The organism is Streptomyces sp. RG80 (genome assembly GCF_040446465.1).
Classification (GTDB): Bacteria; Actinomycetota; Actinomycetes; order Streptomycetales; family Streptomycetaceae; genus Streptomyces.
The window spans coordinates 95221-118985 of the sequence record NZ_JBEAAJ010000018.1 but is presented as its reverse complement, the minus strand read 5'-3'; the positions used below and the strand labels follow the sequence as shown (position 1 = coordinate 118985).

Annotated in this window: 23 protein-coding genes; 13 read left to right on the top strand and 10 right to left on the bottom strand. The window is 69.6% G+C overall.

The genetic code is table 11. The annotated features are described in order from the left end of the window. Window positions 1–28 precede the first annotated feature (28 nt). On the bottom strand, window positions 29–427 hold the full coding sequence (locus ABKA17_RS44480) for an ArsR/SmtB family transcription factor (protein WP_353698147.1): 399 nt from the start codon (window positions 425–427) through the stop codon (window positions 29–31). Window positions 428–537: 110 nt separating this feature from the next. Further along, the gene (locus tag ABKA17_RS44475) at window positions 538–2100 is read right to left on the bottom strand and encodes an MFS transporter (RefSeq protein ID WP_353698146.1); all 1563 of its coding nucleotides are present in this window, start codon (window positions 2098–2100) and stop codon (window positions 538–540) included. Window positions 2101–2946: 846 nt separating this feature from the next. Between ABKA17_RS44475 and ABKA17_RS44470 the strand changes: the two genes are divergently transcribed. The 9 genes from ABKA17_RS44470 (at window position 2947) to ABKA17_RS44430 (ending at window position 13591) form a co-directional block, all read left to right on the top strand. After that, a complete protein-coding gene (locus ABKA17_RS44470) occupies window positions 2947–3579 on the top strand; it encodes a glutamine amidotransferase-related protein (protein ID WP_502994543.1) in 633 nt (210 codons plus the stop codon). A 108-nt stretch (window positions 3580–3687) separates the two neighbouring features. Further along, complete coding sequence (locus ABKA17_RS44465) at window positions 3688–6201, top strand: molybdopterin-containing oxidoreductase family protein (RefSeq protein ID WP_353698144.1); 2514 nt, start codon at window positions 3688–3690, stop codon at window positions 6199–6201. A 49-nt stretch (window positions 6202–6250) separates the two neighbouring features. Then, entirely contained in the window at window positions 6251–7573 is a 1323-nt protein-coding gene (gene aroA / locus ABKA17_RS44460; protein WP_353698143.1) for a 3-phosphoshikimate 1-carboxyvinyltransferase, read from the top strand. Further along, window positions 7570–9105 carry a 2,3-bisphosphoglycerate-independent phosphoglycerate mutase gene (gene gpmI / locus ABKA17_RS44455; RefSeq protein ID WP_353698142.1) on the top strand — a complete coding sequence of 512 codons (1536 nt, stop codon included), beginning with the start codon at window positions 7570–7572 and terminating at the stop codon, window positions 9103–9105. Before aroA ends, gpmI begins: the two co-directional genes overlap by 4 nt. Then, window positions 9102–9461 (top strand): hypothetical protein, encoded by a 360-nt coding sequence (locus tag ABKA17_RS44450; protein ID WP_353698141.1) that lies wholly within the window; start codon window positions 9102–9104, stop codon window positions 9459–9461. Before gpmI ends, ABKA17_RS44450 begins: the two co-directional genes overlap by 4 nt. A 184-nt stretch (window positions 9462–9645) precedes the next feature. Continuing rightward, window positions 9646–10155, top strand: a complete 510-nt coding sequence (locus ABKA17_RS44445) for a hypothetical protein (RefSeq protein WP_353698140.1) — start codon at window positions 9646–9648, stop codon at window positions 10153–10155. An 80-nt stretch (window positions 10156–10235) separates the two neighbouring features. Next, entirely contained in the window at window positions 10236–11102 is an 867-nt protein-coding gene (locus ABKA17_RS44440; RefSeq protein WP_353698194.1) for a phosphate ABC transporter substrate-binding protein, read from the top strand. 3 nt (window positions 11103–11105) lie between these two features. Further along, entirely contained in the window at window positions 11106–12917 is a 1812-nt protein-coding gene (pstC, locus tag ABKA17_RS44435) for a phosphate ABC transporter permease subunit PstC (protein WP_353698139.1), read from the top strand. Then, a complete protein-coding gene (locus ABKA17_RS44430) occupies window positions 12905–13591 on the top strand; it encodes a phosphate ABC transporter ATP-binding protein (RefSeq protein WP_353698138.1) in 687 nt (228 codons plus the stop codon). Before pstC ends, ABKA17_RS44430 begins: the two co-directional genes overlap by 13 nt. A 125-nt stretch (window positions 13592–13716) precedes the next feature. On the opposite strand, the gene ABKA17_RS44425 is transcribed toward ABKA17_RS44430, so the two are convergent. Then, window positions 13717–14061 carry an ArsR/SmtB family transcription factor gene (locus tag ABKA17_RS44425; protein ID WP_353698137.1) on the bottom strand — a complete coding sequence of 115 codons (345 nt, stop codon included), beginning with the start codon at window positions 14059–14061 and terminating at the stop codon, window positions 13717–13719. A gap of 105 nt (window positions 14062–14166) precedes the next feature. Further along, window positions 14167–14529: an ArsR/SmtB family transcription factor gene (locus ABKA17_RS44420; protein ID WP_353698136.1), complete on the bottom strand. Its 363-nt coding sequence runs from the start codon at window positions 14527–14529 to the stop codon at window positions 14167–14169. A gap of 548 nt (window positions 14530–15077) precedes the next feature. On the opposite strand from ABKA17_RS44420, the gene ABKA17_RS44415 reads away from it, so the two are divergent. After that, window positions 15078–15458: an ArsR/SmtB family transcription factor gene (locus tag ABKA17_RS44415; protein ID WP_353698135.1), complete on the top strand. Its 381-nt coding sequence runs from the start codon at window positions 15078–15080 to the stop codon at window positions 15456–15458. Between the two features lie 278 nt (window positions 15459–15736). Here ABKA17_RS44415 and ABKA17_RS44410 read toward each other — a convergent pair whose 3' ends face one another. Genes ABKA17_RS44410 through ABKA17_RS44395 form a run of 4 tightly spaced genes read right to left on the bottom strand, consistent with a single transcriptional unit; the run spans window position 15737 to window position 18406 of the window. Continuing rightward, window positions 15737–16798, bottom strand: coding sequence for an ArsO family NAD(P)H-dependent flavin-containing monooxygenase (locus tag ABKA17_RS44410; RefSeq protein ID WP_353698134.1), 1062 nt, complete (start codon window positions 16796–16798; stop codon window positions 15737–15739). Next, a complete protein-coding gene (locus ABKA17_RS44405) occupies window positions 16795–16995 on the bottom strand; it encodes a DUF2180 family protein (protein ID WP_353698133.1) in 201 nt (66 codons plus the stop codon). Before ABKA17_RS44405 ends, ABKA17_RS44410 begins: the two co-directional genes overlap by 4 nt. Continuing rightward, the gene (gene arsB / locus ABKA17_RS44400; RefSeq protein ID WP_353698132.1) at window positions 16995–18101 is read right to left on the bottom strand and encodes an ACR3 family arsenite efflux transporter; all 1107 of its coding nucleotides are present in this window, start codon (window positions 18099–18101) and stop codon (window positions 16995–16997) included. The genes ABKA17_RS44405 and arsB overlap by 1 nt, the downstream gene beginning before the upstream one ends. Next, on the bottom strand, window positions 18098–18406 hold the full coding sequence (locus ABKA17_RS44395) for an ArsR/SmtB family transcription factor (protein ID WP_353698131.1): 309 nt from the start codon (window positions 18404–18406) through the stop codon (window positions 18098–18100). The genes arsB and ABKA17_RS44395 overlap by 4 nt, the downstream gene beginning before the upstream one ends. 85 nt (window positions 18407–18491) lie before the next feature. On the opposite strand from ABKA17_RS44395, the gene ABKA17_RS44390 reads away from it, so the two are divergent. From ABKA17_RS44390 to trxB, 3 genes are read left to right on the top strand one after another with little or no spacing between them, the layout of a single operon-like run. Then, window positions 18492–19127 carry an arsenate-mycothiol transferase ArsC gene (locus tag ABKA17_RS44390; protein ID WP_353698130.1) on the top strand — a complete coding sequence of 212 codons (636 nt, stop codon included), beginning with the start codon at window positions 18492–18494 and terminating at the stop codon, window positions 19125–19127. 45 nt (window positions 19128–19172) lie between these two features. Continuing rightward, entirely contained in the window at window positions 19173–19592 is a 420-nt protein-coding gene (locus ABKA17_RS44385; RefSeq protein WP_353698129.1) for an arsenate reductase ArsC, read from the top strand. 29 nt (window positions 19593–19621) lie between these two features. Continuing rightward, window positions 19622–20611, top strand: coding sequence for a thioredoxin-disulfide reductase (gene trxB / locus ABKA17_RS44380; RefSeq protein WP_353698128.1), 990 nt, complete (start codon window positions 19622–19624; stop codon window positions 20609–20611). 556 nt (window positions 20612–21167) lie between these two features. On the opposite strand, the gene ABKA17_RS44375 is transcribed toward trxB, so the two are convergent. Together ABKA17_RS44375 and ABKA17_RS44370 are read right to left on the bottom strand one after the other, a co-directional pair. Then, entirely contained in the window at window positions 21168–21998 is an 831-nt protein-coding gene (locus ABKA17_RS44375; RefSeq protein WP_353698127.1) for a hypothetical protein, read from the bottom strand. Window positions 21999–22089: 91 nt separating this feature from the next. Then, a complete protein-coding gene (locus ABKA17_RS44370; protein ID WP_353698126.1) occupies window positions 22090–23535 on the bottom strand; it encodes a hypothetical protein in 1446 nt (481 codons plus the stop codon). Window positions 23536–23765 lie beyond the last annotated feature (230 nt).

The following is a 23765-nucleotide window of genomic DNA, read 5'->3' as shown; positions in this document are numbered from 1 at the left end:
CGGCCCTGCCGGTTTGCTGTGTGCGCGGTCAGGCGCCTTGCGCGGCGGGCTGGTCGGCCTCGGCGTGCAGGCAGGCCGCCACCGTCTCTGGGTCCATGGCCGCCAAACTGGCGAACATGCGCAGCGGTTCGGCCAGGGTCTGGCAGCACATGACGTACTGGTTGCTGCGGCCCTTGGGGATCGCCTCGACGAGTTGCTGCTCCCGCAGCGGAGCCAGGTGGTGGCTGACCAGCGTCTGGCTCAAGCCGGTGGCCTCCTGCAGTTCCTTGACCGTGCGGGGACGCTGCGCGATCAGAAGGATCAGCATCAGCCGGGTCTCATCGGCCAGCGCCCGCAGTTTGGGCGCCAGCATCTGGGCGCGCTCGCGTTCACTGAGCCACTGAGCCGGATCACTGACCGCGACCCTCAGCTTCGATGGCCGTGCCATCGCCACCTCCCTTTCGCCCCCGGGCCGGTCGTCCGGCGCCGGGCGGGCCGCGACGCGCGCGCCGGGCCGGGCTACGGGCTTGATCCTACGCACTGTCCGCCCTTTCGGGATCAGGAGGTTGCGGGGGCATCGGCGCTGGTGCCGTGGGCGGCTTCGGCCTGCGCGGTGCCGTCGTCCTCGGGCGCACGGTCTCGGGGCAGGACGAGCGCGGCGGTGACCGCTCCGGCCACGGCGACACCGACAGCGATCAGCAGCGTGGTGGCGAAGCCGCCGACGAAGGACTGCTGGGCGGCGGCCAGGACCTTCTGGCCTGCGCTGCCGCCCACCTGCTGGGCAACCGCGGACGCGCCGGCCAGGGACTCTCGTACCGCATCTCCCGCTTCCCCGGGCAGCGTTGCGGCCTGCGGCAGGTCGTCGCGGTAGAGGGTGGTGATCACGCTGCCGCTGATGGCGATGCCCAGCGCGCCGCCGACCTGCATGCCCACATCCGCCACGGCGGAGCCGGCGCCGGCCTGGCGGGCGGCGGAGACGACCAGGATGGCATCCACCGCAGCCGGCAGGGCGATGCCCATGCCCAGGCCGAACACGGCCAGCCCGATGAGTGCCTGGGCCTCGTCGTCGACCTGCAGTCCGGCCAGCACGCCGAGCCCGGCCGCGCACAGCAACAGGCCCAGGACGACGGTGGCTTTCAGTCCGGTGCGCTCGACCAGCTTCGCCGACAGCGGTGCGCCGATCATCATGGTGCCGATAGCGAGCATGCGCAGGCCCGCGCCCAGCGGGTCAAGTTCGAGCACGGACTGCAGGTACTGGGTGAGCAGATAGAGGCCACTGTAGAGGCCGAAGGAGGTGCAGGCGATCGCCAGGGCGCCGCCGCCGTAGCGGGCGTTGAGGAACAGACCGACATCGAGCATCGGGTGGGCGGTGCGCCGCTCCCACAGCACGAAGGCGACCATGAGGACGACGCCCACGAACAGGGAGCCGAGGGTGACGATGTCGCCCCATCCATTGTGCGGGGCCTCCACCAGGCCGTAGACGATGGCGACCAGGCCGGCAACCGAGAGCAGGGCTCCGACGAGGTCCAGGCCGGGGTGGCCGTCGGCTTTGGACTCGGGAATCAGCTTGGCACCGCCGATCAGGGCGATGGCGGCGAGGGGCACGTTGATGAGGAACATCGAGCCCCACCAGAAGTGCTCCAGCAGCAGTCCGCTGACCACCGGGCCCAGCGGCACGCCCACGGCGGCGGCTCCGGACCAGATGCCGATCGCCTTGCCCTGTTCCTCGGGCGGGAAGACGTCCTTGATGATGGCCAGGGTGGCGGGCATCATCAAGGCGGCGGAAATGCCCATCAGGGTGCGGAAGGTGATGAGCATTTCGGCGCTGGAGGCGAAGGCCGCGCCGAGACTGGTCAGTGCGAACGCGGCCAGGCCGATGGAGAGCAGGCGCTTGCGGCCGAAGCGGTCGGACAGACCGCCGGCCATAAGCAGCAGGCCGCCGAAGGCCAGGGCGTAGGAGTCGACGGTCCACTGCAGCTGGCTGCTGGTGGCGTCCAGGTCCTTTTGGATGCTGGGCAGGGCCAGGTTGAGGATCAGGGTGTCCAGACCGATCAGGACCAGGCTCAGGCACAGGATGTTCAGGATTTGCCATCTGCGGGGATGGCCGGCTGAGCGGTTCAACGTGCGTTCTCCTCCAGCGCGACGGGGTGGCGCCCACATGGGGCAGCCAGGGCCGGCCGGGCCCGCGGGGGATTGAAGAGGCCGGGCCAGCCGCTGGCCACCCCTAATTAAGCAGCAAACACAGTTATCAACAGCGTCTGCTGTTGATAACGGCGAGTTTTGTATGCCGCATCCGGCCATCTGCGCCGCGCCTTCACAACTGGCCGTCCACGGCAGGGGATTTCGGGGCTGAAGTGCGCAAACACCCCAAGGCCGCACCACTGCCCGGTCCGCTGGCCGTCCGGCCCGTCGCGCGGCGCCGCGCTCCGCGACAGGACGGCGTCCGTGCCGAAGATCCTGATCAACCCTCACCCCGCACCGTGGAAGGCGGCGTTCCGGTGCAGGGTGCTGAGTTGGCGCGAATCGTTCCAGGCTGAGCAGGAGACCCTCGAATACTTTGACCGTCATCGATAAATTGAGCGAGAAGCAGCACGGGGGCCTGCGCAGAGGGTCCCGCTCACGGGGTGCCAGGGGGACACATGCGTACATCCGGCAGGCAGACGCTCTCAGTCGCATCACCGCCGGCGCGGCGATAACACGCCTCGGTTCTCCCACTTCTGTTCACGGATCCGTGTGTGGCGCACGGTCCTGACATCACCTCACGTACGACCACTTCCTGCGGAGCAGACCGCGCTCGGCACGCGGACTGCTGCGCTCACGAGGCTGGAACCGTCACCGGCGACGGCTGTTCCGGGCCCTTCCTGAAATATTGAAAGGGAAACGATGTCAGTCTCTGCTCGGCCCCGACTTGCCCTGGTGGGCGACCGCGGCAATCACGACGAGCCGTCTCATCCCAAGATCGACGCGATGCGTGAGCAGTGGGACCTGACCACCCAGTGGATCCCGACCACCGACATCCACGACACCTCACTCCTGCAGGGCTTCGACGGGATATGGGTGGTGCCCGGCGCGCCCTACTTCAACCAGAAGGGCGTGCACACTGCGGTGCGCTACGCCCGGGAGAACGGGCTGCCGTTCCTGGGCACCTGCGGAGGCTTCTTCAGCGCCCTGATCGAGCACGCGCAGAACGTTCTGCACCTGCCCGAGGCCGAGGGCGTCGATGAGGACCCGGAGCGGCTGATGCCGCTCGTCACGCCGCTGAAGTGCTCCTTCCGCGGGGAGAAGGCGCCACTCAAAGTCAAGGAGGGCACACTGCTGGCCTCCATCTACGGCACCACCGAGGTGGAGGAGATCTTCCACTGCGACTACGGGCTGACCGACGCCTTCATGGACTCTGCCAGCCAGGGATCGCTGCAGATCAGCGCCTGGGACGTCGACGGCGCGCCGCGTGCTCTGGAGATCACCGGTCACCCGTTCTTCATGGGGAGCCTCTTCCAGCCCGAACTGTCCTCCGAGCCCGGCTCCGAGCACGAGATCCTCAAGGCGTTCCTGGCCGCCGTGCGCGCCAAGGCGGGCTTCGCGACGACGGCTTCTCACTGACGCGCACGACCGCTGCAGTCTCCAAGGCCGTGCGCCATTGCGCGCACGGCCCGGGCACCGCCATGCCCGCCTCGTCCCCACAACAGGCGGAAGGAACCTCACCTCTTCATGAAGTCCGACCAGCACGGCCTGTCCCGGCGCGGATTCGTCCGCGGCAGCGTCATCGGCGGCACCGGCCTCGGAGTGCCCGCTCTGCTGCCTCTCATCCCCGCGCACGCATCCGCCACCCCGGGCTCCGCGTTACCGCCCGGCGGTGTTGCGGGGGCGGCGTTCACCGACCAGTCCGCTGCTCTGACCCCGGACCGGACGGTGGCGACGGCCTGTCAGTTCTGCAACAGCAACTGCCGTCTGAACGTCGATCTCAAGGCGGGCCGCGTGCTGGCCGTGCGCGGCGAGGACGACGATCCGGTGCAGCAGGGGCAGGTATGCGTCAAGGCGGAGCTGATGCCCCAGCTCGTGTACAACGCTGAGCGCCTGACGACACCGCTGCGCCGCGTCTCCGGCGCGAAGGGCTCGCCGCACTCAAAGTTCGAGGCGGTCAGCTGGCAGGAGGCACTGCGCACGATCGCCGGGAAGCTGCTGGCGCTGCGGGACGCCGGGCAGGCCCACACCATCGCCAACCGCACCACCGGGAGGCTGCCGCGCGGCACCGGCTCGCTGGTGGCCCGGCTGTTCACGATGCTGGGCAGCCCCAACAACACCGACGTCGGCCCGGTCTGCAATGACGCCGGCGGCAACGCGCTGGCGGCCACCTTCGGCCTGGGCAACTTCACCAACGGCTACGGCATCGACGGCGCCACCGGCAAGGACGACCTTGGCTCGGCGCGCCACTATCTGTTCCTGGGCACCAACCAGGCCGAGACCCACCCGGTCACCTTCGACTACCTGTTGCGCGGGCGCAAGAAGACCAAGGCCACCCTGACCGTGGTCGACCCGCGGCTGACGCCGACCGGCGCGGCGGCCGACCGGTGGGTGGCACCCAAGCCGCACACCGACCTCGCGCTGCTGCTGGCCATGCTGCACCACATCGTCGATGAGGGCCTGTACGACAAGGCGTTCGTCAAGCGGTGGGTGGTCGGCTTCGGCGAGCTGCGCGCCCACCTGGTCAAGCACCAGTACACCCCCGCGTGGGCGGCGAAGGTCACCGGCGTGCCCGCGGCCACCATCACCGCCATGGCCGAGGAGTACGCGCAGGCCAGGCCGGCAGCGATCTTCTGCAACGCCGGGATCTCGCACCAGCTCGGCGCCTTCGACACCTACCGGGTGGCGACCTTCCTGGCCGCGGTCACCGGCAACATCGGCCGCCCGGGCGGCGGCTGCAACTTCATGCACAACACCTGGCCCGGCGACCTGCACCTGCCGCCGCTCAAGGCGGAGGTACCCAAGCGGCGCGAGGCACTGCCGGTCGGCCCGGACTACTTCGCCGAGTCCATCCTCACCGGCAATCCCTACCGGCTGCGCGCGGTGATCACGCAGGGCAACCCGCTGGTGTCCTCCGCCAACACCACCAAGGTGAAGAAGGCGTTCGAGCAGCTCGACTTCTACGTCTACACCGGCCTGTTCATGGAAGAGGCCGCCTACTACGCCGACATCATCCTGCCCGTGTGCAGCGGGCTGGAGATGGAAGGCGTCTACATGCGCCGCGACGACCGCGCCATCCGCTGGCAGGACCAAGTCGTCGAGCGCGTGGGCGAGTCCCGGCCGGACTGGGAGATCTGGATCGGCCTCGCACAGGCGCTGGCCGACCTCGACACCCGCCGCCCGGCCGCCGACTGGCGCGAGGCCTTCCCCGAACGGTGGATGGACTACAAGCAGCTGTGGGACGACTTCGTCTCCCACACGCCCGGCGCCGGCGGCATGACCCGCGAGCGGATGAAAAAGCGCAAGGAACCGCTGCGCTGGCCCTGCCCGAGCACCGACCACCCCGGGGTGAGCACGCTCTACCTGGACCATCCCAGCTGGTACAAGGCGGCCGAATCCCTGGATCCGGGCTTTCGTGGCAAGCGTTTTCTCACGCCGAGTGGAAAGGTCGAAATCACCACAGCCGAGCTGGACAAGCAGCTGTCGGTCACCGGGCACAGTGCACTGCCCATCTTCTACACCCACCCGGAAGTCACCGGGGCACACCCCACGCTGGCCTACAGCAGCACGTTCGTCACCAACCCCATCAACCCCCAGGCCGTCACCCACCCGGTGCGCCTGGGCGTGCCCGGCACCGGCGCGGTGCACCGCGACTTCCCGCTGATGGGCATGACCGGCCGGCCCAGCGTGGTGCACTTCGCCGAGGTCACCCACTGGACTGCCACCGGCAAGCAGCTCAACGGCATCCGCTTCATCCAGATCCACCCCGACGCCGCCCGCCGGGCCGGGATCGCCGACGGAGACGACGTCCGCGTCGAAAGCCCTCGCGGTTCGGTGACCGGGACCGCGCTGCTGTGGGAGGGCATCCGGGCGGACACCGTGTTCGTGCCCAACACCTTTGGTCCCGCGCAAAAGGTCGGCGACCTCTTCGGTGACCCCCGCTATGAGGCGGCCAACACCCTTCCCGACGACCGCTATTACGACAACCTCTCCGGCCAGCAGGCCTTCAAATGCTTCGCCTGCCGCGTCGTCAAGGCCTGACACAGGCCGCCAAGACCGCACACCCCGTCCACTCTCACGGAGGCAGCACATGAGCGCCACATCTGACCCGCGGCTGAAGGCCGAATCCGTCACCGTCCGGCCGCTGGCGGCCTTCGACGAGACCGTCCGCGTTCTGGGCTCCAAGAGCTACACCAATCGCTACCTGGCCATCGCCTCCCTGTCCGGGCAGGAAACGGTCATCGACAATGCGCTGCTGTCCGACGACACCCTCTACCTCTCCCGTGCCCTCGAGGCCTTCGGTCACGTCACCTGCGACATCGACCATGCTGCCGCCCGGATCCGCGTCACTCCCACGGGCCGGCCGATGCGCGCACCGCAGGAGGAGATCTTCGTCGGCGGCGCCGGCACCCCGCTGCGCTTCCTGATCTCCATGGCCGGGCACGCCGAGGGCACCACCGTGATCAACGGCAACGCCCGCATGCAGGAACGCCCGATGGGCGACCTGCTCACGGCGCTGCCGCCGCTGGGGGTGGACGCCATCGCCGTCCGCGGCAACGGCAGCCCGCCCATCCGGATCGTCGGCGGCTCCTTCAAGGGCGGCGCCACCACCATCAGCGGCGCCGTCTCCAGCCAGTTCACCTCCAGTCTGATCATCAACGCGCTGCGCGCCCAGAGCGACACGGAGATCACCATCAGCGACGAGCTGGTCTCCAAGCCGTATGTGGAGATGACACTCGCGGCACTGAAGGAGATGGGCGTCAGCGTCGAACGCGACGGCTACCGCCGCTTCACCGTCCCCGCCGGGCAGCAGGCCCGCGGCGGGCAGGTGACCGTGGAGCCGGACGCCTCGGGCATGTCGTACTTCCTGGCCGCCGCCGCCATTCTTGAGTCCCGGGTGACCATCCCCGGCATCGGCGCAGGCTCCCACCAGGGCGATGTCCACCTGGTGGAGGCGTTCGAGCGGATGGGCTGTCACACCCAGGTCACCGGCAGCGACATCACCCTGTCCGGGGGCCGGCTGCGCGGCATCGACATCGACATGGAGGCCATGCCCGACGTGGTGCCCTCCCTGGCCATCGCCGCCGCCTACGCCGAGGGCACCACCCGCATCACCAACATCGCCTCCCTGCGGGTCAAGGAGTGCGACCGGATCGCCGCTGTCACCACCGAGCTGCGCAAGATGGGCATCGACGTCGAGGAACACGCCGACGCCATGTACATCACCGGCGGCACCCCGCACGCCGCGGTCATCGACACCTACGACGACCACCGCATCGCCATGACCTTCGCCATCGGCGGCCTGCGCACCGAAGGCGTCGTCATCAAGGACCCCGGCTGCGTCGCCAAGTCCTTCCCCGCCTTCTGGCAGACCCTCGACGCCCTCCACCCCTCCCTGGAGAGCACCATATGAGCACCTCTGAGGCGGCGTTCGCCGGACCGGGCATCCTGCTGGTGCTCGACGGCTGGGGCCACGCCCCCGCAGCCGACGACAACGCCCTGGCCCTGGCGCACACCCCGGTCCTGGACGACCTCGTCACCCGCTTTCCCAGCACGCTGGCCGATGCCTCCGGCGAAGCGGTCGGCCTGCTGGCGGGAACGGTCGGCAACTCCGAGATCGGCCACATGGTCATCGGTGCCGGACGGCCGCTCCCCTACGACAGCCTGCTGGTCCAGCAGGCCATCGACGACGGCACCCTGCGCACCCACCCCAGGCTGGGCGCCACCCTTGCCAAGACGGCCGCCACCGGGCGCGCCCTGCATCTGATCGGGCTGTGCTCGGACGGGCAGATCCATGCCCACGTCGATCACCTGGGTGACCTGCTGGCCGCCGCGGCCGCCCACCAGGTGCGCCGCGTGTTCATCCACGCGATCACCGACGGGCGCGACGTCGCCGACGGCACCTCAACCGTCTACCTGGAGCGCGTCGCCGCGCTCGCGCAGCAGGCCGGCACGGGGCAGATCGCCACCGTCATCGGCCGCGGATACGCCATGGACAAGGCCGGCAACCTCGACCTCACCGAGCAGGCGGTCGCCCTGGTCGCCGACGGCCGCGGCGCAACGGCCGGCAGCGTGCAGCAGGCGGTGGCCGCCTCCGAACGCGGCGACGAGTGGGTGCCGGCCAGTGTGCTCACTGCCGCCGGGGATGCGGCCATCGCCGACGGGGACGCGGTGGTGTGGTTCAACTTCCGCAGCGACCGTATCCAGCAGTTCGCCGACGGCCTCATCGAGCACCTGGCAGCCAGTGGACGCTCGGCGGACATGCTCAGCCTGGCCCAGTACGACACCCGCGCCGCCATACCCGCCCTGGTCAAGCGGGCAGATGCCTCCGGCGGCCTGGCCGACGAGCTCTCCGCGGCCGGGCTGCGCAGTGTGCGCATCGCCGAGGCCGAGAAGTTCGAGCACGTCACCTACTACGTCAACGGCCGGGACGCCACGGTACGCAGCGTCGAGGAACACGTGCGGATCACCGGCGAGGGCAAGCCCGACTACATCGCGCGGCCGCAGATGAACCTCGACCGCGTCACCGCCGCCGTCGTCGAGACGGTCGGCCGCACGGACGTCGACCTGGTCATCGCCAACCTGGCCAACATCGACGTGGTCGGGCACACCGGACATCTGGCCGCCACCGTCAGCGCCTGCGAGGCAACCGACGCCGCAGTGGGACAGATCCTCGAGGCAGCCCGCGACAGCGGCCGGTGGCTGCTGGCCGTCGGCGACCACGGCAACGCCGAGACCATGACCAAGCAGGCACCCGACGGCACCGCCCGCCCCTACGGCGGGCACACCACCCACCCGGTGCCCCTGGTCATCGTGCCCGCAGGCACCGCCACACCGGCGCCCGTGCTCCCGGAGAGCGTCACGCTCGCCGACGTCGCTCCCACCGTCCTGCACCTGCTGGGACACAAACCCGGATCCGCCATGACAGGAAGGCCCCTGCTGTGAGCCCGCTCGCCTCTGCCCCCGTCCAGACCGCCTGGCCCCAGGCGCCCGACCTGACCGGCTGCGCGAACTCCGCGCACCTGGAGGCGGCGTTCGCGAAGGACGCTGTCGTCCGCGCACTGGACGCCGACGGCGTCGGCGCCGTGCTGCGCGAGGCCGCCGACCGCTCCCGCGCGGTCCTGGGCCTGCACAACCCGACCGCCGACGAGGTACGCATCCACCTGCCGTCCCTGCTGCCCGAACACGCCGAGCGGACCTGGCACTTCGTCAGCGGGTCCATGCACACCAGTGACACCGACGGCGGACTGTGTGTCCACCTGGCGCCGTCCGCTCACGTCTGGCTCACCACAGCCCGGTGAAGGAGAGGAGACCTCAAGATCCGGGCTCCTGAGCCCGGTTACCCGCATCAGGGTGCCGGCCCCTGAACCGCCGGCCCCACCTACGCACCAGATCCACAGATCCACTGCAGCCTGCGCGGGCAGCCCCTTCGGGTGCCCGGCCCGCGTTCTCTTTCAGGGCACCGCCAACCCCGAAGGATCTGACATGTATGAACTCGTTCGCTCACTGGTGTCCGCTCCATCCGCGGCCGCCGGCCCGGTCCGAGCCGTCCCCGAATCGGCCAGCGCCACCCAGGCCGGAACGCACCCTGCGACCGCCTGGGCAATTGCCGTCACGGCAGCCCTTGTCTGCCTGTTTCTTCTTCCTTCCGGCCCCGCGATGACCCTCGTGTCCGGCACGGATCTCTCCCCCGCCGCACGGGTCGCCGTCATGGCTGCCGCGACGCTGGCGAGCATCGCCGTCTGGAGGGCCCGTAGCCTCCGGCCCGGCCTGCACCCGCCGTCGATGCCCGCAGCGCTCCTCGGAGCGCGCGTGTGCTTCGCCCGTCGTGCGGTGCACGACGTCATGCCCGCCGTGCAGTCATCGCCGATGGCGACTGGCCCGGGCTCCTTCGGCACCGGCTGCGGCTCTGCGTGGGGCGGCCCGTTCGCTGTTGAGGCGACCGCCCGGAACGTGGCCGCCTGGCCGTCCCTGCCCGCGCCGTCCGATCGGTGACTGCCCGAGGGACGTTGCAGGTCCCACGCCACGACCCCACGGTTCCGCTGGAAGAAGGAAGAGCCCCACACGTGTTCACCATGAAGCGGCGCACCGCCGCTCTCGCCTCAACCGCACTGCTCGTCATGTCCGTGGCCGGCTGCGCCGACAGCAAAGCCCAAGCAGGCGGTGGCGCACTGCAAGTCAGCGGGTCGACCACGGTAGCGCCGGTAGCCGCGGATGCGGCCGAGGCCCTCAAGACCGACGGTCTCGACATCACCGTGGCCACCCAGGGTGGTTCCGCCGGCGGCATCTCCCAGCTCGGCTCCGGCCAGATCAGCATCGCGATGAGCTCGAAGCCGCTGGCAGACGAGGACAAGGCCGCCAGCCCCAACACCGACTTCCACCCTGTCCAGATCGGTGCGGACGCCGTCGGCGTCATCGTCACCAAGGAAGTCGCCGACGGCGGCGTCAAGAACCTCACCGCAGCCCAGGTACGCGGCCTGTTCGAAGGGAAGATCACCAACTGGTCCGAAGTCGGCGGGCCCGACCTGGAAGTCTTCGTCTACGACAAGGAACCCGGACGCGGCACGCGGGAAGTACTCGACAAGTACATCTACGGCGACAAGAAGGCCCCGCCGCCCCCGAATTCCGACAACTTCGCCATCGTGGGCGGCAACCTCGAGACCCGCAACAAGCTCGAGTCCACGCCCGGCGCGGTGGCGCCGCTGTCCACGAGCTTCATCGAAGGGCGCGACAAGCTGGCCGCGGTGACGCTGGACGGCATCGCACCGACCTCCGAGAACATCGCCTCCAGCAAGTACCCCATGTCCCGGCCTCTGTTCTTGATCACAGACGGTGAGCCGAAGGGGACGTCGAAGACGTTCATCGACTATGTCCTGTCGGCCAAGGGCCAGGCGCTGATGACCAAACACGGCTACCTGACGCTCAAGCAGATCGGGAAGTAGCCGATGGCCACCGAAACACTGGCGCGAAAACCCGTCACCCCCAAGCCTGACGTCCGCCCACGACGCTCGAGATGGGTCTGGGGCTGGGTGTATGCCGGGGCGTTCGCTGTGGCAGGGCTGCTCCTGACCGTCGCGGGGTATCTCGGGGCGGGGGTGAGCAGCGGTCATGTCGACTGGCTGGACCTGCTGACCGAAGCGGCGTGGAGCCCGCCCAACTCCCTGTTCGGCGGCCTGGCGATGATCTACGGCACCGCCGTCGTGTGTGCGCTGGCGCTCGCCCTCGCGGTGCCTGTCGGCTGGGCAGCGGCTCTCGCCCTGTCGGAGTATCTCCCCGCCCGGGTGGCCCGGCCGTTGCGGATGTGCGTTGAGCTGCTCGCTGCCGTCCCGTCCATCGTCTACGGTCTCATCGGCATCATGGCCGTCCGTCCGCTCATCGCGCAGATGGCAGGCGTACCGGGCGGGGACAGTCTCGCGGCTGCCGGAATCGTCCTCGCCGTCATGATCACTCCGACGATCGTGGCGGTCAGTGTCGACGCGCTGGCCGCCGTGCCCGACCGCTACCGCGAGGCCGCCTTCGCGCTCGGGCTGACCCGCCGTGAAGTCATCCGCTCGTCGGTGCTGCCCCTCGCACGCTCGGGCATGCGGGCAGCCGTTCTGCTCGGCCTTGCGCGCGCCCTGGGTGAAGCCATCGCGGTGTTCCTGGTCGTGGGCCGGGCCGACGGCCATTTACCCACCAGCTTCGGCGAGTTCGTAGACTCGCTGGTCCACCCCGGACAGACACTGACGACGAAACTCGCCGGTCCGGAGCCTGTCCTGGCCGGAACCTCCGGCCCCTACTTCGCTGCGCTGTGCGGCCTGGGCCTGGTCCTGCTGGCGCTGGTGGCCGCGGTGACGATCTGGGGCACCCGGGAACGGCGCCAGCGCCCCACCAGCAAGCAGACCGCCCGCTACCGCAGCACACCGCGGCTGCGGGTGCAGCGGGACCGGCTGATGATGGCCGTGCGGCTGGGGGCCTTGCTGCTGCCCAGCGCTCTTTTGGTCGGGATGATCGCCGTCCTGGCGACACGCGGCAGCGCCGCGTTCAACCCGTCCTTCTGGTTCACCGGGGCAACGGGCGCGGCCGGCGGCGGCGTACGCGACCAGATCGTCGGCACCGTGCTGCTCACCGTCACCACCGGCCTGCTGGCTCTGCCGCTCGGCTTCGGCGCCGGCATCCTGATCGGCGTCCACGCATCCGAGCGCACGGCGCGTCTGCTGCAGACCCTGACCGTGGTCCTGGGAGGAGCACCGACGATCCTGCTGGGGCTGGCCGGATTCGTCATCCTGTCCACCACCATGGGATGGGGCCGATCCTGGCTCGCCGGCGCCATCGTCCTGGTGCCGGTCGTCATCCCGGTGATCGCTCTGACCACATCAGCCCGCGTGCGGAGCCTGCCGACCGAGCTCACCGAGAGCGCCATGGCGCTGGGGCTGACCCGGGCGCAGTACATCCGGTCCGTCATCGTCCCCTACACCTGGCCTGCGACGGTCACCGGCCTGCTTTTGGGCCTGGCCCGCGCAGCGGGTGAAACCGCTCCGCTGCTGTTCACCGCCACGGTCTTCTTCGGCGCTCCCACCGTGCCGAGCGGCATCGTGGAATCCCCGGTGCAGGCACTGCCGACCCACATCTTCACTCTCTCCCAGGACTCGGGCGACCCGCAGGCCGTCAGCCAGGCATGGGGAAGCGCCATGGTGCTGGTCCTGATCACTGCAGTACTCCTCAGCGCGGCGGTCTGGCTGCGCAACCGCTTCGAAGGAGAGCGATGGACAGCGTAATCACCGTGCGCCAGCTACGCGTACGCAGCCGCGACAAGACCCTCGTCGGGCCCGTCTCCTTCAGTCTCGAGCACGGATCCACCACCGGGCTGTGCGGACCGTCGGGCGCAGGAAAGTCGACCGTCCTGCGCGCCCTGGTGGATCTGCTCCCCCGCGGGCTGACCCGCGAGGGCGACCTGCAGGTGCTGGACCGGACGATCGCGCCCGGCAAGGGAGACGCCGACCTCAGGGCCAGGATCGTCCTCGTTCCGCAGACGCCCGTTGTGTTCGGGGGCAGCATCCTCGACAACGCCCTGTTCGGCCTGCGGCACGTCCTGCGGGCTTCCCGGGAAGTGCTCCGGGAACGCGCCGAACAAGCTCTGCACGAAGCCGGGCTTTGGAAGGAAGTCGCCGACCGGCTCGACTCGCCGGCCGCGAACCTGTCCGCGGGACAGCGCCAGCGGCTGTGTCTGGCTCGCGCTCTGGCCCTGGAACCGGCCGGTCTGCTCCTCGACGAGCCGACCAGCGCGCTCGACGAACGCAGCAGGGACACCGTCGAGCAGTCCATCGCGGCGCTGCACGGCCGAAGGGCTGTCCTGCTCGTCTCCCACGACCCGGCGCAGGTGGAGCGCCTGTGCGACACGACCGTGCACTTGGACCAGCCGGTGGCGGCATCCCCCGCCGCAGTCTCCTGACCCCTTTCCTGCTGAAGGGTCAGCTTGGAAACGCCTGTTGTCCCCGCATTCTTCGGCCCTGGCCTGCGATCGCGTATCAGAGGGGTACAGGGCCGAAGGACTGGGGTGGGCTCGGGGGTCGCTCTTCAAGGCGTTCCTGCCCGCTCCCTTTGATGCAGGATCTGCAGCAACACCGCGCGGACCCCGTGTCCGAGGCGGTAGTAGATGATGCGTCCGTCGCGGCGGCTCTCGATCAAACCCATGCAGCGCAGCCGTTTGAGATGGTGGCTGACCGTCGACGCGGACACCTGCACGTCACACAGTTCGTGCACCGGGACCTCGGCCCCTTTCAGCGCGGCCAGGCGGACGAGCAACTGCAGGCGAACGGGGTCGCCGAGCGTTTTGAACACGCTCGACCACCAGGCAGTGTCCGCTTCGCTGAGCTGCAGGCACTCTCCTTGGCATTCGGTCTCCGGCCCGTGGTGGTCCATGTCGTCTCCTCACCCCAGCGTCCCTCTGGGGAGATGTAGATGGGCGAGGCACGCCCACGGTCCCGGTGCCCGCCGTGCACCGGGCCACCGACCGGTGCGGCAGGCTCAGACCGCCTGCGACAGCAGGCCGGCCATGGCGGCCAGCACGCCGGGGGCCACCCGGTAGTACACCCAGCTGGCGCGCCGCTCCGACTCCAGCAGCCCCGCTTCACGCAGTTTGCGTAGGTGGTGGCTGACGGTGGGCTGGGAGACGCCGACGTCCTGGATATCGCAGACACAGGCCTCGCCGTCGGGCTGTGCGGCGATCCTGGAGAACAGCCTCAGCCGTACCGGGTCGGACAGTGCCTTGAACATGGCGGCGATCTTCTCCGCATCGGCCGCGGAGAGTTCCTCTCGCCCCAACGGCTGGCAGCACTGCAACGACGTGGTGGCAGCCAGCACGGCAGGACCTGAAGCCAACTTAGACATGCCTCTATGTTGACAGTTATCTAATCACCTGCCAAGAGCGGAGCGGAACCCGGATGCGCCGATTGACGGGACCCAATCGCGTTCACCTCCTAGCCGCCTGGCCGGCCCGCCAGTTCAGCCTGGCGCCACACCTCTCTGCTCGGACCGCCGCCCGCGCCGCCGTTACCGTGGCCGCACGCCCGCAGCCGCTCCCGCCGCTCGCGGTGGTTCTACCGTGCCCAGGCCGCCCGGGACTTGTGGCTGAGTGAGCGGGACATCCATCCGGCCGTGCCGTGTTGCCGCTCAACCACCAGAGCGCTGCCGTGCGTGCCGCCATAGAACGCCAGGCTCGTTGCCCTGTCACAGCCCGCTGAGGCAGACACCGCCAGACCGACCGGAACCGGAGTCGGCCATCGCCAATTCTGTTGCAGCGCCGCTTTGCGGCAGCATCCGGTCGTCGGCCGCAGCCGCTAGGGCACCGGCGGCGTGGCGGCCCGAGAGCAGACGGATTCGTAGTACGTCCATTTTTGATCGCACACGAGTGATCACTCGGCGTCTATGGTTGAACCGTGACTCTCACAGAGCTGCAGGCGTCGCAGGACGGTTTCCTCGAAAACGGCTCGTGCGGACCGGGACTGGAGTGCAAGCCCCTGGACCGCACGGAGGCCGAACAGCTGTCCGCGATACTCAAGTCCATCGCCGATCCGACCCGATTGCAGTTGTTCCGACTGCTGGAGCAGGCCCCCAACGGCGAAGCCTGCGTATGCGACCTGGCTGGCAGCCTGGGACTGCGCCAGTCCACCGTCAGCCACCACCTCAAAATCATGACCGAGGTGGGGCTGCTGGACCGGGAGCGCCGCGGCACCTGGGCCTGGTACTCCGTCAACCACGACGGGCTGAAGCGAATCCGCTCCATCCTGGACCCCGTACCCCGCGCCGCATGCAGCTGACCGCTCCTTCGAGCCGCGGGGTGGCACTCAGCCGGAGCACCGGCGCCCGTCCTTGCACTGCCGGCCGCGGGCCTGAACAGTGAACGTCCACGGCCCTGACGAGGTGCCAACACGACCGCCGGGCCCCGCTGACGGCACAGGTCAGTCATTACGGCACGGCGCCATGGCACAAGTGCGGCCCCGCCGCTCCCGCCCAGACCCTGCGCGGGGTTGGCCGCGACGTCAGCCACGTCTTGTCCCGGCTGCGCCGCCAACCCGCAGGGGCGTGGCGCCTGTGGTCAGGACAGGAGGGCTGCGATCTGCGCGGCGGCCTCCCGGGCCGGGCGTCCGACTCCGATCAGGGTGGCCGAAGCGGGCCCGGTCCAGTCGCCGTAGCCGAGCAGGTGCAGCCGCGGCTCGCCGATCGCGCGCGTGCCCTCGGTGACAATGTGCCCGCGGGTCCCGCGCAGGCCCAGCGGGGCCAGGTGGGACAGGGCGGGCCGAAAGCCCGTGCACCAGATCACCGCGTCCGTGGGAGCCGACGTCCCGTCGGCCCACACCACCCCACTGTTGGTGAGCCGGTCGAACATCGGCTGGGCCTTCAGCAGCCCCGCATCCCGTGCGGCGCGGACCGGCGGTACGGCGACGATGTCGCCGAGCGAGGCCACACCGCCGGTATCGGCCGTGCCTTCGTCCAGGGCGCGGCGGCGGGCGGTGGCGGCGTCGAAGAGGGCGCGGCCGTCGATGTCGTCGGCCAGATAGCGGGGCGGGCGCTGGGTGACCCAGGTCAGGTCGACACCGTCGTGGACGGCGAGGTCGGCGGCGATCTGGGCGCCGGAGTTCCCTCCGCCGACCACGACGACCCGCTGGCCGGTGAAGTCGGCGGGGCGCCGGTAGCCGGTGGTGTGCAGCTGACGGCCTGCGAACACCTCGCGGCCGGGGACGGCGGGCAGGAAGGGGCGCCACCAGGTGCCGGTTGCCGACACAACCGCGCCCGCCGTCCAGACACCCATGTCGCTCTCCACCCGCAGCCCCCCGGCGTCGGGCCGCACCGCGCTCACCTTGACCGGGCGCTGGACGGGCAGGTCATAGCGCTGCTCGTAGTCGGCCAGGTAGTCCACGACGTGTCCGGCGTCCGGGTACTCCTGGCCCGCCTGGGCGGGCATGAGCCGGCCGGGCAGTGAGGAGAATGCTGCAGGGGAGAACAGGTGCAGCGAGTCCCAGGTGCGGCGCCAGGCTCCGCCCGGTGTGGGTTGGGCGTCGAGGATGACGAAGTCGAGCTTGTGGCGGCGCAGGTGGTAGCCGGCGGCGAGCCCGGCCTGTCCGCCGCCGATCACCACCACGTCGGCATGCTGCGTCATGCGGCCCGCTCCGTCGCAAACGTGGCGCAGCACACCGTACGGTCCGGGGGCTGGTGCGCAGCAGCGAGCAGCACTCCGCGCCGGACCTGGTTCGCCGTCACCTGAGCGTGCACTTCACAGACGGCGGCACCGCAGTCGCGGCAGATCCCTACTGCCGTGCTCACCGCTTGCTGCGTGCGGCAGTCAAGGCAGTGCATCAGCGGGCTCCCCCCGCAGTGGTCAGTTCAGACGTGGTGAACTTCTTGCGCCAAGCCAGCGACACGTAGACGAGCGCGACCAGGACCGGGACCTCGATCAGCGGACCGACCACGCCGGACAGGGCCTGGCCGGAGGTGACGCCGAAGGTGGCGATGGCGACCGCGATGGCCAGCTCGAAGTTGTTGCCGGCCGCAGTGAATGCGAGCGTCGCCGTGCGGTCATACGCCAGGCCGATGGCCTTGCCGAGCGCGAAGGTGCCGAACCACATGACCGCGAAGTACACGAGCAGCGGCAGTGCGATGCGGGCGACGTCCAGCGGCTGGGAGGTGATCGTCTTCCCTTGCAGGGCGAAGAGGATGACGATCGTGAACAGCAGCCCGTAGAGAGCCCACGGGCCGATCTTGGGCAGGAACTTCGACTCGTAGGACTCTCGGCCCATCTTCTTCTCACCCAGGCGGCGGGTGAGGAAGCCGGCCAGGAGCGGGATGCCGAGGAAGATGACGACGTTCAGGGCGATCTTCCACATGGAGATGTCGAGGTGCTCCCCGTCGCCCAGACCGAGCCAGCCCGGCAGCAGGTCGAGGTACAACCAGCCCAGCAGACCGAACGCGATCACCTGGAACACCGAGTTGAGGGCTACCAGGACGGCGGCCGCTTCACGGTCGCCGCAGGCGAGGTCGTTCCAGATGATGACCATGGCGATGCAGCGGGCCAGGCCGACGATGATCAGCCCGGTGCGGTACTCGGGCAGGTCCGGCAGGAAGATCCAGGCCAGCGCGAACATGATCGCGGGGCCAAGGACCCAGTTGATGACCAGCGACGAGATCATCAGCTTGCGGTCGCCGGTGACAGCGTCGAGCTTGTCGTAACGGACCTTGGCCAGGACCGGATACATCATGATCAGCAGGCCGACGGCGATGGGCAGGGAGATCCCACCGATCTCGACCTTGGCCAGGGCGTCGTTCAGGCCGGGGATGGCGCGGCCCAGGCCGAGGCCGAGGGCCATGGCGGCGATGATCCAGACGGCGAGGAAGCGGTCGAGCGTCGACAGCTTCGCGACGACCGAGGCCTCCTCGGTGGTCGCGGTTGCTTCAGTGCGGGTCACGGACAGGCCCTCTTGTTGTCTGCGGCATTTCGGGCGGACTCGGCCAGGTCGGCGAACTGGCCGGCGAGCGAGGCGATGACGTCGGGCTTGAGCTTGTAGTAGGTGAAGCGCCCGCAGGGCTCCGTATCGACGACCCCCGCCTCACGCAGCACTCTCAGGTGGTTGGAGAGGTTGGTCTGCTTGGCACCGGTCTCCTCGATCAGGTGGGTGGCGCACAGCGTCTCGCGGGCGAGCAGGGTCACGATGTGAAGCCTGAGCGGATCGGCCAGAACCCGGATCAGATCAGTGTCGACTGACGTCAGCATGGACTGATACTGTCACATCACGCCGGGCTGATACCAGCCCGGGCTGACCTATGGGACCCGCAACCCCATGCGAAGGGGGCCCTACATGGCTTCGTCCCCGCCTCCCGTCCTGCCGGATGACCGGCTTGCGACCGGAGCGGCTCGTCTCGCCATCCGCTACCGAGGCCAGTTCTCGGCGGAGACCATCCAGGGCCTCATCGTCGACTCCTACGCCCGGCTCGCTGAGACCGCGCGGATCCGCACCCACCTCGTTGTCCTCGCCGAACACCTGGCCGCTGAACGCCTAGACGCGCTCGCGCACATCGCGGAAGCACCGGGGACAGGCCTGCCCAGGGTGCTGTTCGTGTGCAGCCACAACGCCGGCCGCTCGCAGATGGCCGCAGCCCTGCTGGCCCACCGCGCAGCGGGCCACGTCGTCGTCTCCTCCGCGGGTACGCACCCTGCCGAGACCATCAACCCCGCTGTCATGCAGGCCCTGACCGAGGCCGGAGTCCAAGCCGCCGACGCATTCCCCAAGCCCCTGACGGATGAAGTGGTGCAGGCCGCCGACATCGTCATCACCATGGGATGCGGCGACGCGTGCCCCGTCGTGCCAGGCCGCCGCTACCTCGACTGGCCCGTCGCCGACCCCGAGGGCGCCCCGATCGCCGTCGTCCGCGACATCCGCGACGAGATCGACGCCCACATCACCGAACTGCTCGACTCGCTGCCGAACACCTGACCCGTACCCGCATCAACGCTCCACCACGTCGTGAAGGAAGAACCGATGTCCTCCAGCCCGCTCGCCTCCGTGCTGTTCGTCTGCGTCCACAACGCCGGCCGCTCGCAGATGGCCGCCGGATTCCTCAACCACCTCGCGGGTGACCGGATCGAGGTCCGCTCCGCCGGATCGATCCCTGGTGACCAGGTCAATCCGGCGGCGGTCGAGGCGATGAAGGAAGTCGGCGTCGACATCGCCGACGCCAAGCCGAAGATCCTGACCACCGAGGCCGTCCAGGCATCCGATTACGTCATCACGATGGGCTGCGGCGACGCCTGCCCGATTTTCCCCGGCAAGAAGTACCTCGACTGGGCGCTCGAGGACCCGGCGGGCAAGGGCGTCGCCTCGGTGCGCCCCATCCGCGACGAAATCAAGACCCGCATCGAGGCCCTGATCGCCGAGATCGACGCCAAGCAGGAGGCGTGAGCAGCGTGAGCGCTACCTACAGTGACGGCGTGCGTGACGTCATCGTCATCGGCTCCGGCCCCGCCGGATACACCGCCGCCCTCTACACCGCCCGCGCCGAACTCAAGCCCCTCGTCTTCGGCGGCGCCATCTTCGTCGGCGGTGCGCTGACCACGACCACCGAGGTCGAGAATTTCCCCGGCTTCCCCGAGGGCATCGACGGCCCGGTCCTCATGGAGAACATGCGCGCCCAGGCGGAGCGCTTCGGCGCCGAGATGATCGACGACGACATCGTCGACGTCGACCTCACCGGCGATATCAAGACCGTCACCGACACCGCGGGCACCGTGCACCGCGCGAAGACCGTGATCGTCGCCACCGGCTCCGGCTACCGCAAGCTCGGCCTGCCGAAGGAGGACGAGCTCTCCGGCCGGGGCGTCTCCTGGTGCGCCACCTGCGACGGCTTCTTCTTCCGCGACCGCGACATCGTCGTGGTCGGCGGCGGCGACACTGCCATGGAAGAGGCCACCTTCCTCACCCGCTTCGCCCGCTCCGTGACCGTCGTCCACCGCCGCTCCACCCTGCGCGCCTCCCAGGTCATGCAGAACCGCGCCTTCGCCGACGACAAGATCTCCTTCGCCTTCGACAGCGAGATCGCCGAGATCAAGGAAGCGGACAGCAAGCTCGCCGGAGTAGTGCTGCGCGACGTGTTCACCGGCGCCACCCGCGACCTGGACGTGACCGGCCTGTTCATCGCGATCGGCCACGACCCTCGCACCGAACTGTTCAAGGGCCAGCTGGACCTGGACGACCAGGGCTACCTGAAGGTCGACGCGCCCTCAACGCGTACGAACCTGCCCGGCGTCTTCGCCGCCGGCGACGTCGTCGACCACACCTACCGCCAGGCCATCACCGCCGCCGCCAGCGGCTGCCAGGCCGCCCTCGACGCCGAACGGCACCTCGCGGCCCTCGCCGACAACAAGAACACCTCCGCGCTGGAGGCGGCCCCGGAACGCGACCTCGAGAACGCCGCCAGCTGAGCACCAATGCTTGCCCCGGGCAGAGAGTGCTCTCCCCCAGGGCAAGCGTTGCCCTGCGCCGGGTGAGGGGCTGCCTTCCGGAGATCCGCGGTGACTGGCCAGCGCATCGTCGCGGCAATGGCGACGGCAACGATGACGGCGGGAGTCCACTCACTGAACGGGCCTCGGGAAACCAAGGGCAGTTCATGTGCGGTCACGGACAACGGCGCCGTGACAAACGTTTCGTGGGCTGCCTAATTGAACCAGGGGTCAGCTTCCAGAGCGGATCATCTCTCGGACACGCAGGCGCGTCGCATCCTGCGGAGGCCCGCCCCTCCGCGGGCTCTTCGGCGGGAGTTGTCCGGGACTCTATGGCCCGAAGCATGTCAGGCCCCCAGCCCGCCTGCTTGGCGAAGCGGCAGTGGGCACGATGGGCGGCAAGCTAGGGGCCAGAGGGCTGCGTCATCTGCGAGGTCAGTGGTGCCTTCGGAGCTTCCTGAAGGGCAGTCACAGCCCAGAGGGGGGAGTATTCATAGGCTCTGGACGGGTGTCCGTGTCTACCCGGGTTGCGGCCGGATCACGGACGTCGGGCGAGCGGCGGGAGCAGGCCGTCGCCGGGCCACAGGTCCTGTTCGGCCACGAGGCTGGCGAGGAATGCTCCGACCTCAGCCAGCGTGGCGTCCCGTTCGTCGGGTCCGTAGGCGATGAGCTTGCCAGCTGCGGCATCGAAGGCGCGCACATGGCTGTGCGGACCGCTGCAGAGGAGGGCGCGCGCGATCTCGGGCAGGCCGAGACTGAGGGCATCGCAGTTCCCCAAGTGGACGAGCTGCAACAGGTCGGTGGTGACGCGCTCCCAGTCACCGACGGCCGGCCAGTCGGCGCCACCGCCCAGTTCGTGGGTGAGGGTTGACAGCGGAATGATCTCGCCGGGCTGCCGTCCTTGGGTCAGTAGATCGTGGATCCGGGCGCCGTCGGGCTGGCACACCTGCGGGTGGAGCAGCGAGTCGGCAGCGACGACGGTGGTGTTGATCTCCTGGGTTCCGGGGCCGGGGTAGTACGGCGCGTGCGCGAAGAGCAGGTACACGTCCCGGTTGCGGGCCGGGCTGGGGTCGGGCTCGGGCATGAGGAAGGTCCCTTCCAGTGACGTGGCGTCGTGGATGTGGTGAGGCGGCGCGGATGTCATCGGCCCAGCGCCCGGCGGGTACGGGCCGGGCAGCGGGTCGAACTGACGGCTCTGGTCGGTGCTGGCCGCTCCGTGCTTGGAGGCGCAGCGCATCTGGGCTACCTGCTGGGCGAGTTGGAGCATCAGCCGCTCGTTGGCGATGAGACGGGCCGAGGCGGAGCGGGTGTCCTGGCTTCGGAGGAGACTGGCCGCATCCCAGCGCAGGTCGTGGCCGAGTTCGGCCAAGCGACGTTCCCTGTCTCACCGCCCCGGGCGCGGGCGAAGGGGCGCTCGTGATGCGCGGTCGCGGTCGGCGGCCGGGTGCGGCGGGTGTCCGTCACAGGATGCTTCCTTCCATCGGATCGGCCGCAACGGAGCCGCACGTCGTGCAGCGGCCGTCGCTGTCGGGGTGGGCGCGCCGGGGCGTGGGGCCGGGGCAGGTGCGGCACGGTGGCCAGCCGAGGCAGGTCGGGCAGAGGTCCTCGCCGGGGGCGGTGGCGGGCACGCCGCAGCCGGTGCATTCGACCAGGGCGCGGTAAGTGAGGGCCTCGCCCACCGTGCGCGCGGCCGTGGAGTTGGCCGCAGGCGGCTGCGGGTCGTCCCAGACGGGCTCGTCGTGGTGGTCGGGCTCGTCGTGGTGGTCGGCCGCGAGGGCGGGCGGGGGGTAGGCCTGGGCGGCTCGCAGGCGGGCGGCGATGATCGCGCCGACGGAGGTGCGCACCGGGTGGGGCAGGGGCCGGGCGGCGATGATGTGGAGCAGCTGCTCGCGGCTCCAGCCGGACTCCAGCATCACCGTGACGACGCGGCCTTGATCGGTCAGCGCCTGCCCGGTCAGCAGCAGTTCGGGCCGGGCGGCCGCGAGTTCGAGCAGCAGGTGGATGCCGGGATGGAGTTCGTCCGCCGGCGGTGCGGGTGCGGTCGCGTCCGCGGCTGGTGGCCCGCTGGAGGTGTGCGCGACGTCGCCGTGCTCGCACGGACGGAGGGGGCTGGTGTTCTGCTGAGTGGTGTTCTTTCTGTTGGTGTTCTTAGTGGTGCGATTACCCGGCGCCGGGTAATCCGCTGGCGGAAAACCCGTCACCGGTTGCGACCTGCGGTTTTCCAGGCTAGGCAGGTCCGTGATGAAGTACGCGACGGTACCGAGGGTGCCGTCGTGGTTGCGGGTCTGTTCCCGGCGCAGGAAGCCGCGCTTCTCCAGCTCCTTGAGGCCGCTTTTCACCGCGGCTACTCCGTCGCGGCCGCGGCGCGTCAGGTCCGCGACCGTCACCTGCCAGCCGTCCCGGTGCGTGCTGATCAGACCGAACAGCCCCTTCGCCTTGAAGGACAGCCGCTCGTCACGGAAGAGACCGTTGGCGATCTGGGTGAACTGATCCGCTGCCATGACCCCCCGGCGGATCCCCGCCCCGCCGTCGAGACGGTGTGCCGAGGCAGAAGGGAGCGCCGCGACGGGCTGTGGAAGGCGGGTGTCGCCGGTCGCGGGGCGGTCGGTGATGGAGAAGACGAAGTCGCCGAGGGTGCCGTCGTCCCGCCGTAGTTGTTCGCGCACGAGGTAGCCGTGGGTCTGCAGCTCGCTCAGGCCGGCCCGTATCGCGTCCCGCCCGTCGCGCCCGGCCCGCATGAGATCGGCGACGGTCACCTGCCACCCGGTCCGGTGAGTACTGATGGAGCCGAAGATGCCCTTCGCTTTGAAGGACAGCCGCTCGTCGCGGAAGAGACCGTTGGCGATCTGGGTGAACTGATCCGCTGCCATCACCCCGCGGCGGATCCCCGCTCCGAGGCGGCTCATCGCGATCCCTCGCGCGCCATGCACCCGCGGCCGTCGATGCTCTGCGGCCGATCTGAGCGGGCGAAGCGAACAGGGGCATCGAGGGTGCAGACGTGGGCGAGATCCATACCGTCAGCTCACCCGGCACCCCAGACCAGAAGGCCGACCACGAACCCAGACCAACGGTCACGATCCGACAACTTGCGCTGTGGACGGGCCTGGTACGCCCATGGTCTGGCCGTACCACGCAT

What these genes read in the sequence shown, in the direction of transcription:
- ABKA17_RS44480 (WP_353698147.1), bottom strand. Translation starts at nt 427, where the DNA reads ATGGCACGGCCATCGAAGCTGAGGGTCGCGGTCAGTGATCCGGCTCAG.
- ABKA17_RS44470 (WP_502994543.1), top strand. Translation starts at nt 2,947, where the DNA reads ATGCGTGAGCAGTGGGACCTGACCACCCAGTGGATCCCGACCACCGAC.
- ABKA17_RS44465 (WP_353698144.1), top strand. Translation starts at nt 3,688, where the DNA reads ATGAAGTCCGACCAGCACGGCCTGTCCCGGCGCGGATTCGTCCGCGGC.
- aroA (WP_353698143.1), top strand. Translation starts at nt 6,251, where the DNA reads ATGAGCGCCACATCTGACCCGCGGCTGAAGGCCGAATCCGTCACCGTC.
- gpmI (WP_353698142.1), top strand. Translation starts at nt 7,570, where the DNA reads ATGAGCACCTCTGAGGCGGCGTTCGCCGGACCGGGCATCCTGCTGGTG.
- ABKA17_RS44445 (WP_353698140.1), top strand. Translation starts at nt 9,646, where the DNA reads ATGTATGAACTCGTTCGCTCACTGGTGTCCGCTCCATCCGCGGCCGCC.
- ABKA17_RS44440 (WP_353698194.1), top strand. Translation starts at nt 10,236, where the DNA reads ATGAAGCGGCGCACCGCCGCTCTCGCCTCAACCGCACTGCTCGTCATG.
- pstC (WP_353698139.1), top strand. Translation starts at nt 11,106, where the DNA reads ATGGCCACCGAAACACTGGCGCGAAAACCCGTCACCCCCAAGCCTGAC.
- ABKA17_RS44430 (WP_353698138.1), top strand. Translation starts at nt 12,905, where the DNA reads ATGGACAGCGTAATCACCGTGCGCCAGCTACGCGTACGCAGCCGCGAC.
- ABKA17_RS44425 (WP_353698137.1), bottom strand. Translation starts at nt 14,061, where the DNA reads ATGGACCACCACGGGCCGGAGACCGAATGCCAAGGAGAGTGCCTGCAG.
- ABKA17_RS44420 (WP_353698136.1), bottom strand. Translation starts at nt 14,529, where the DNA reads ATGTCTAAGTTGGCTTCAGGTCCTGCCGTGCTGGCTGCCACCACGTCG.
- ABKA17_RS44410 (WP_353698134.1), bottom strand. Translation starts at nt 16,798, where the DNA reads ATGACGCAGCATGCCGACGTGGTGGTGATCGGCGGCGGACAGGCCGGG.
- ABKA17_RS44405 (WP_353698133.1), bottom strand. Translation starts at nt 16,995, where the DNA reads ATGCACTGCCTTGACTGCCGCACGCAGCAAGCGGTGAGCACGGCAGTA.
- ABKA17_RS44395 (WP_353698131.1), bottom strand. Translation starts at nt 18,406, where the DNA reads ATGCTGACGTCAGTCGACACTGATCTGATCCGGGTTCTGGCCGATCCG.
- ABKA17_RS44390 (WP_353698130.1), top strand. Translation starts at nt 18,492, where the DNA reads ATGGCTTCGTCCCCGCCTCCCGTCCTGCCGGATGACCGGCTTGCGACC.
- ABKA17_RS44385 (WP_353698129.1), top strand. Translation starts at nt 19,173, where the DNA reads ATGTCCTCCAGCCCGCTCGCCTCCGTGCTGTTCGTCTGCGTCCACAAC.
- ABKA17_RS44370 (WP_353698126.1), bottom strand. Translation starts at nt 23,535, where the DNA reads ATGAGCCGCCTCGGAGCGGGGATCCGCCGCGGGGTGATGGCAGCGGAT.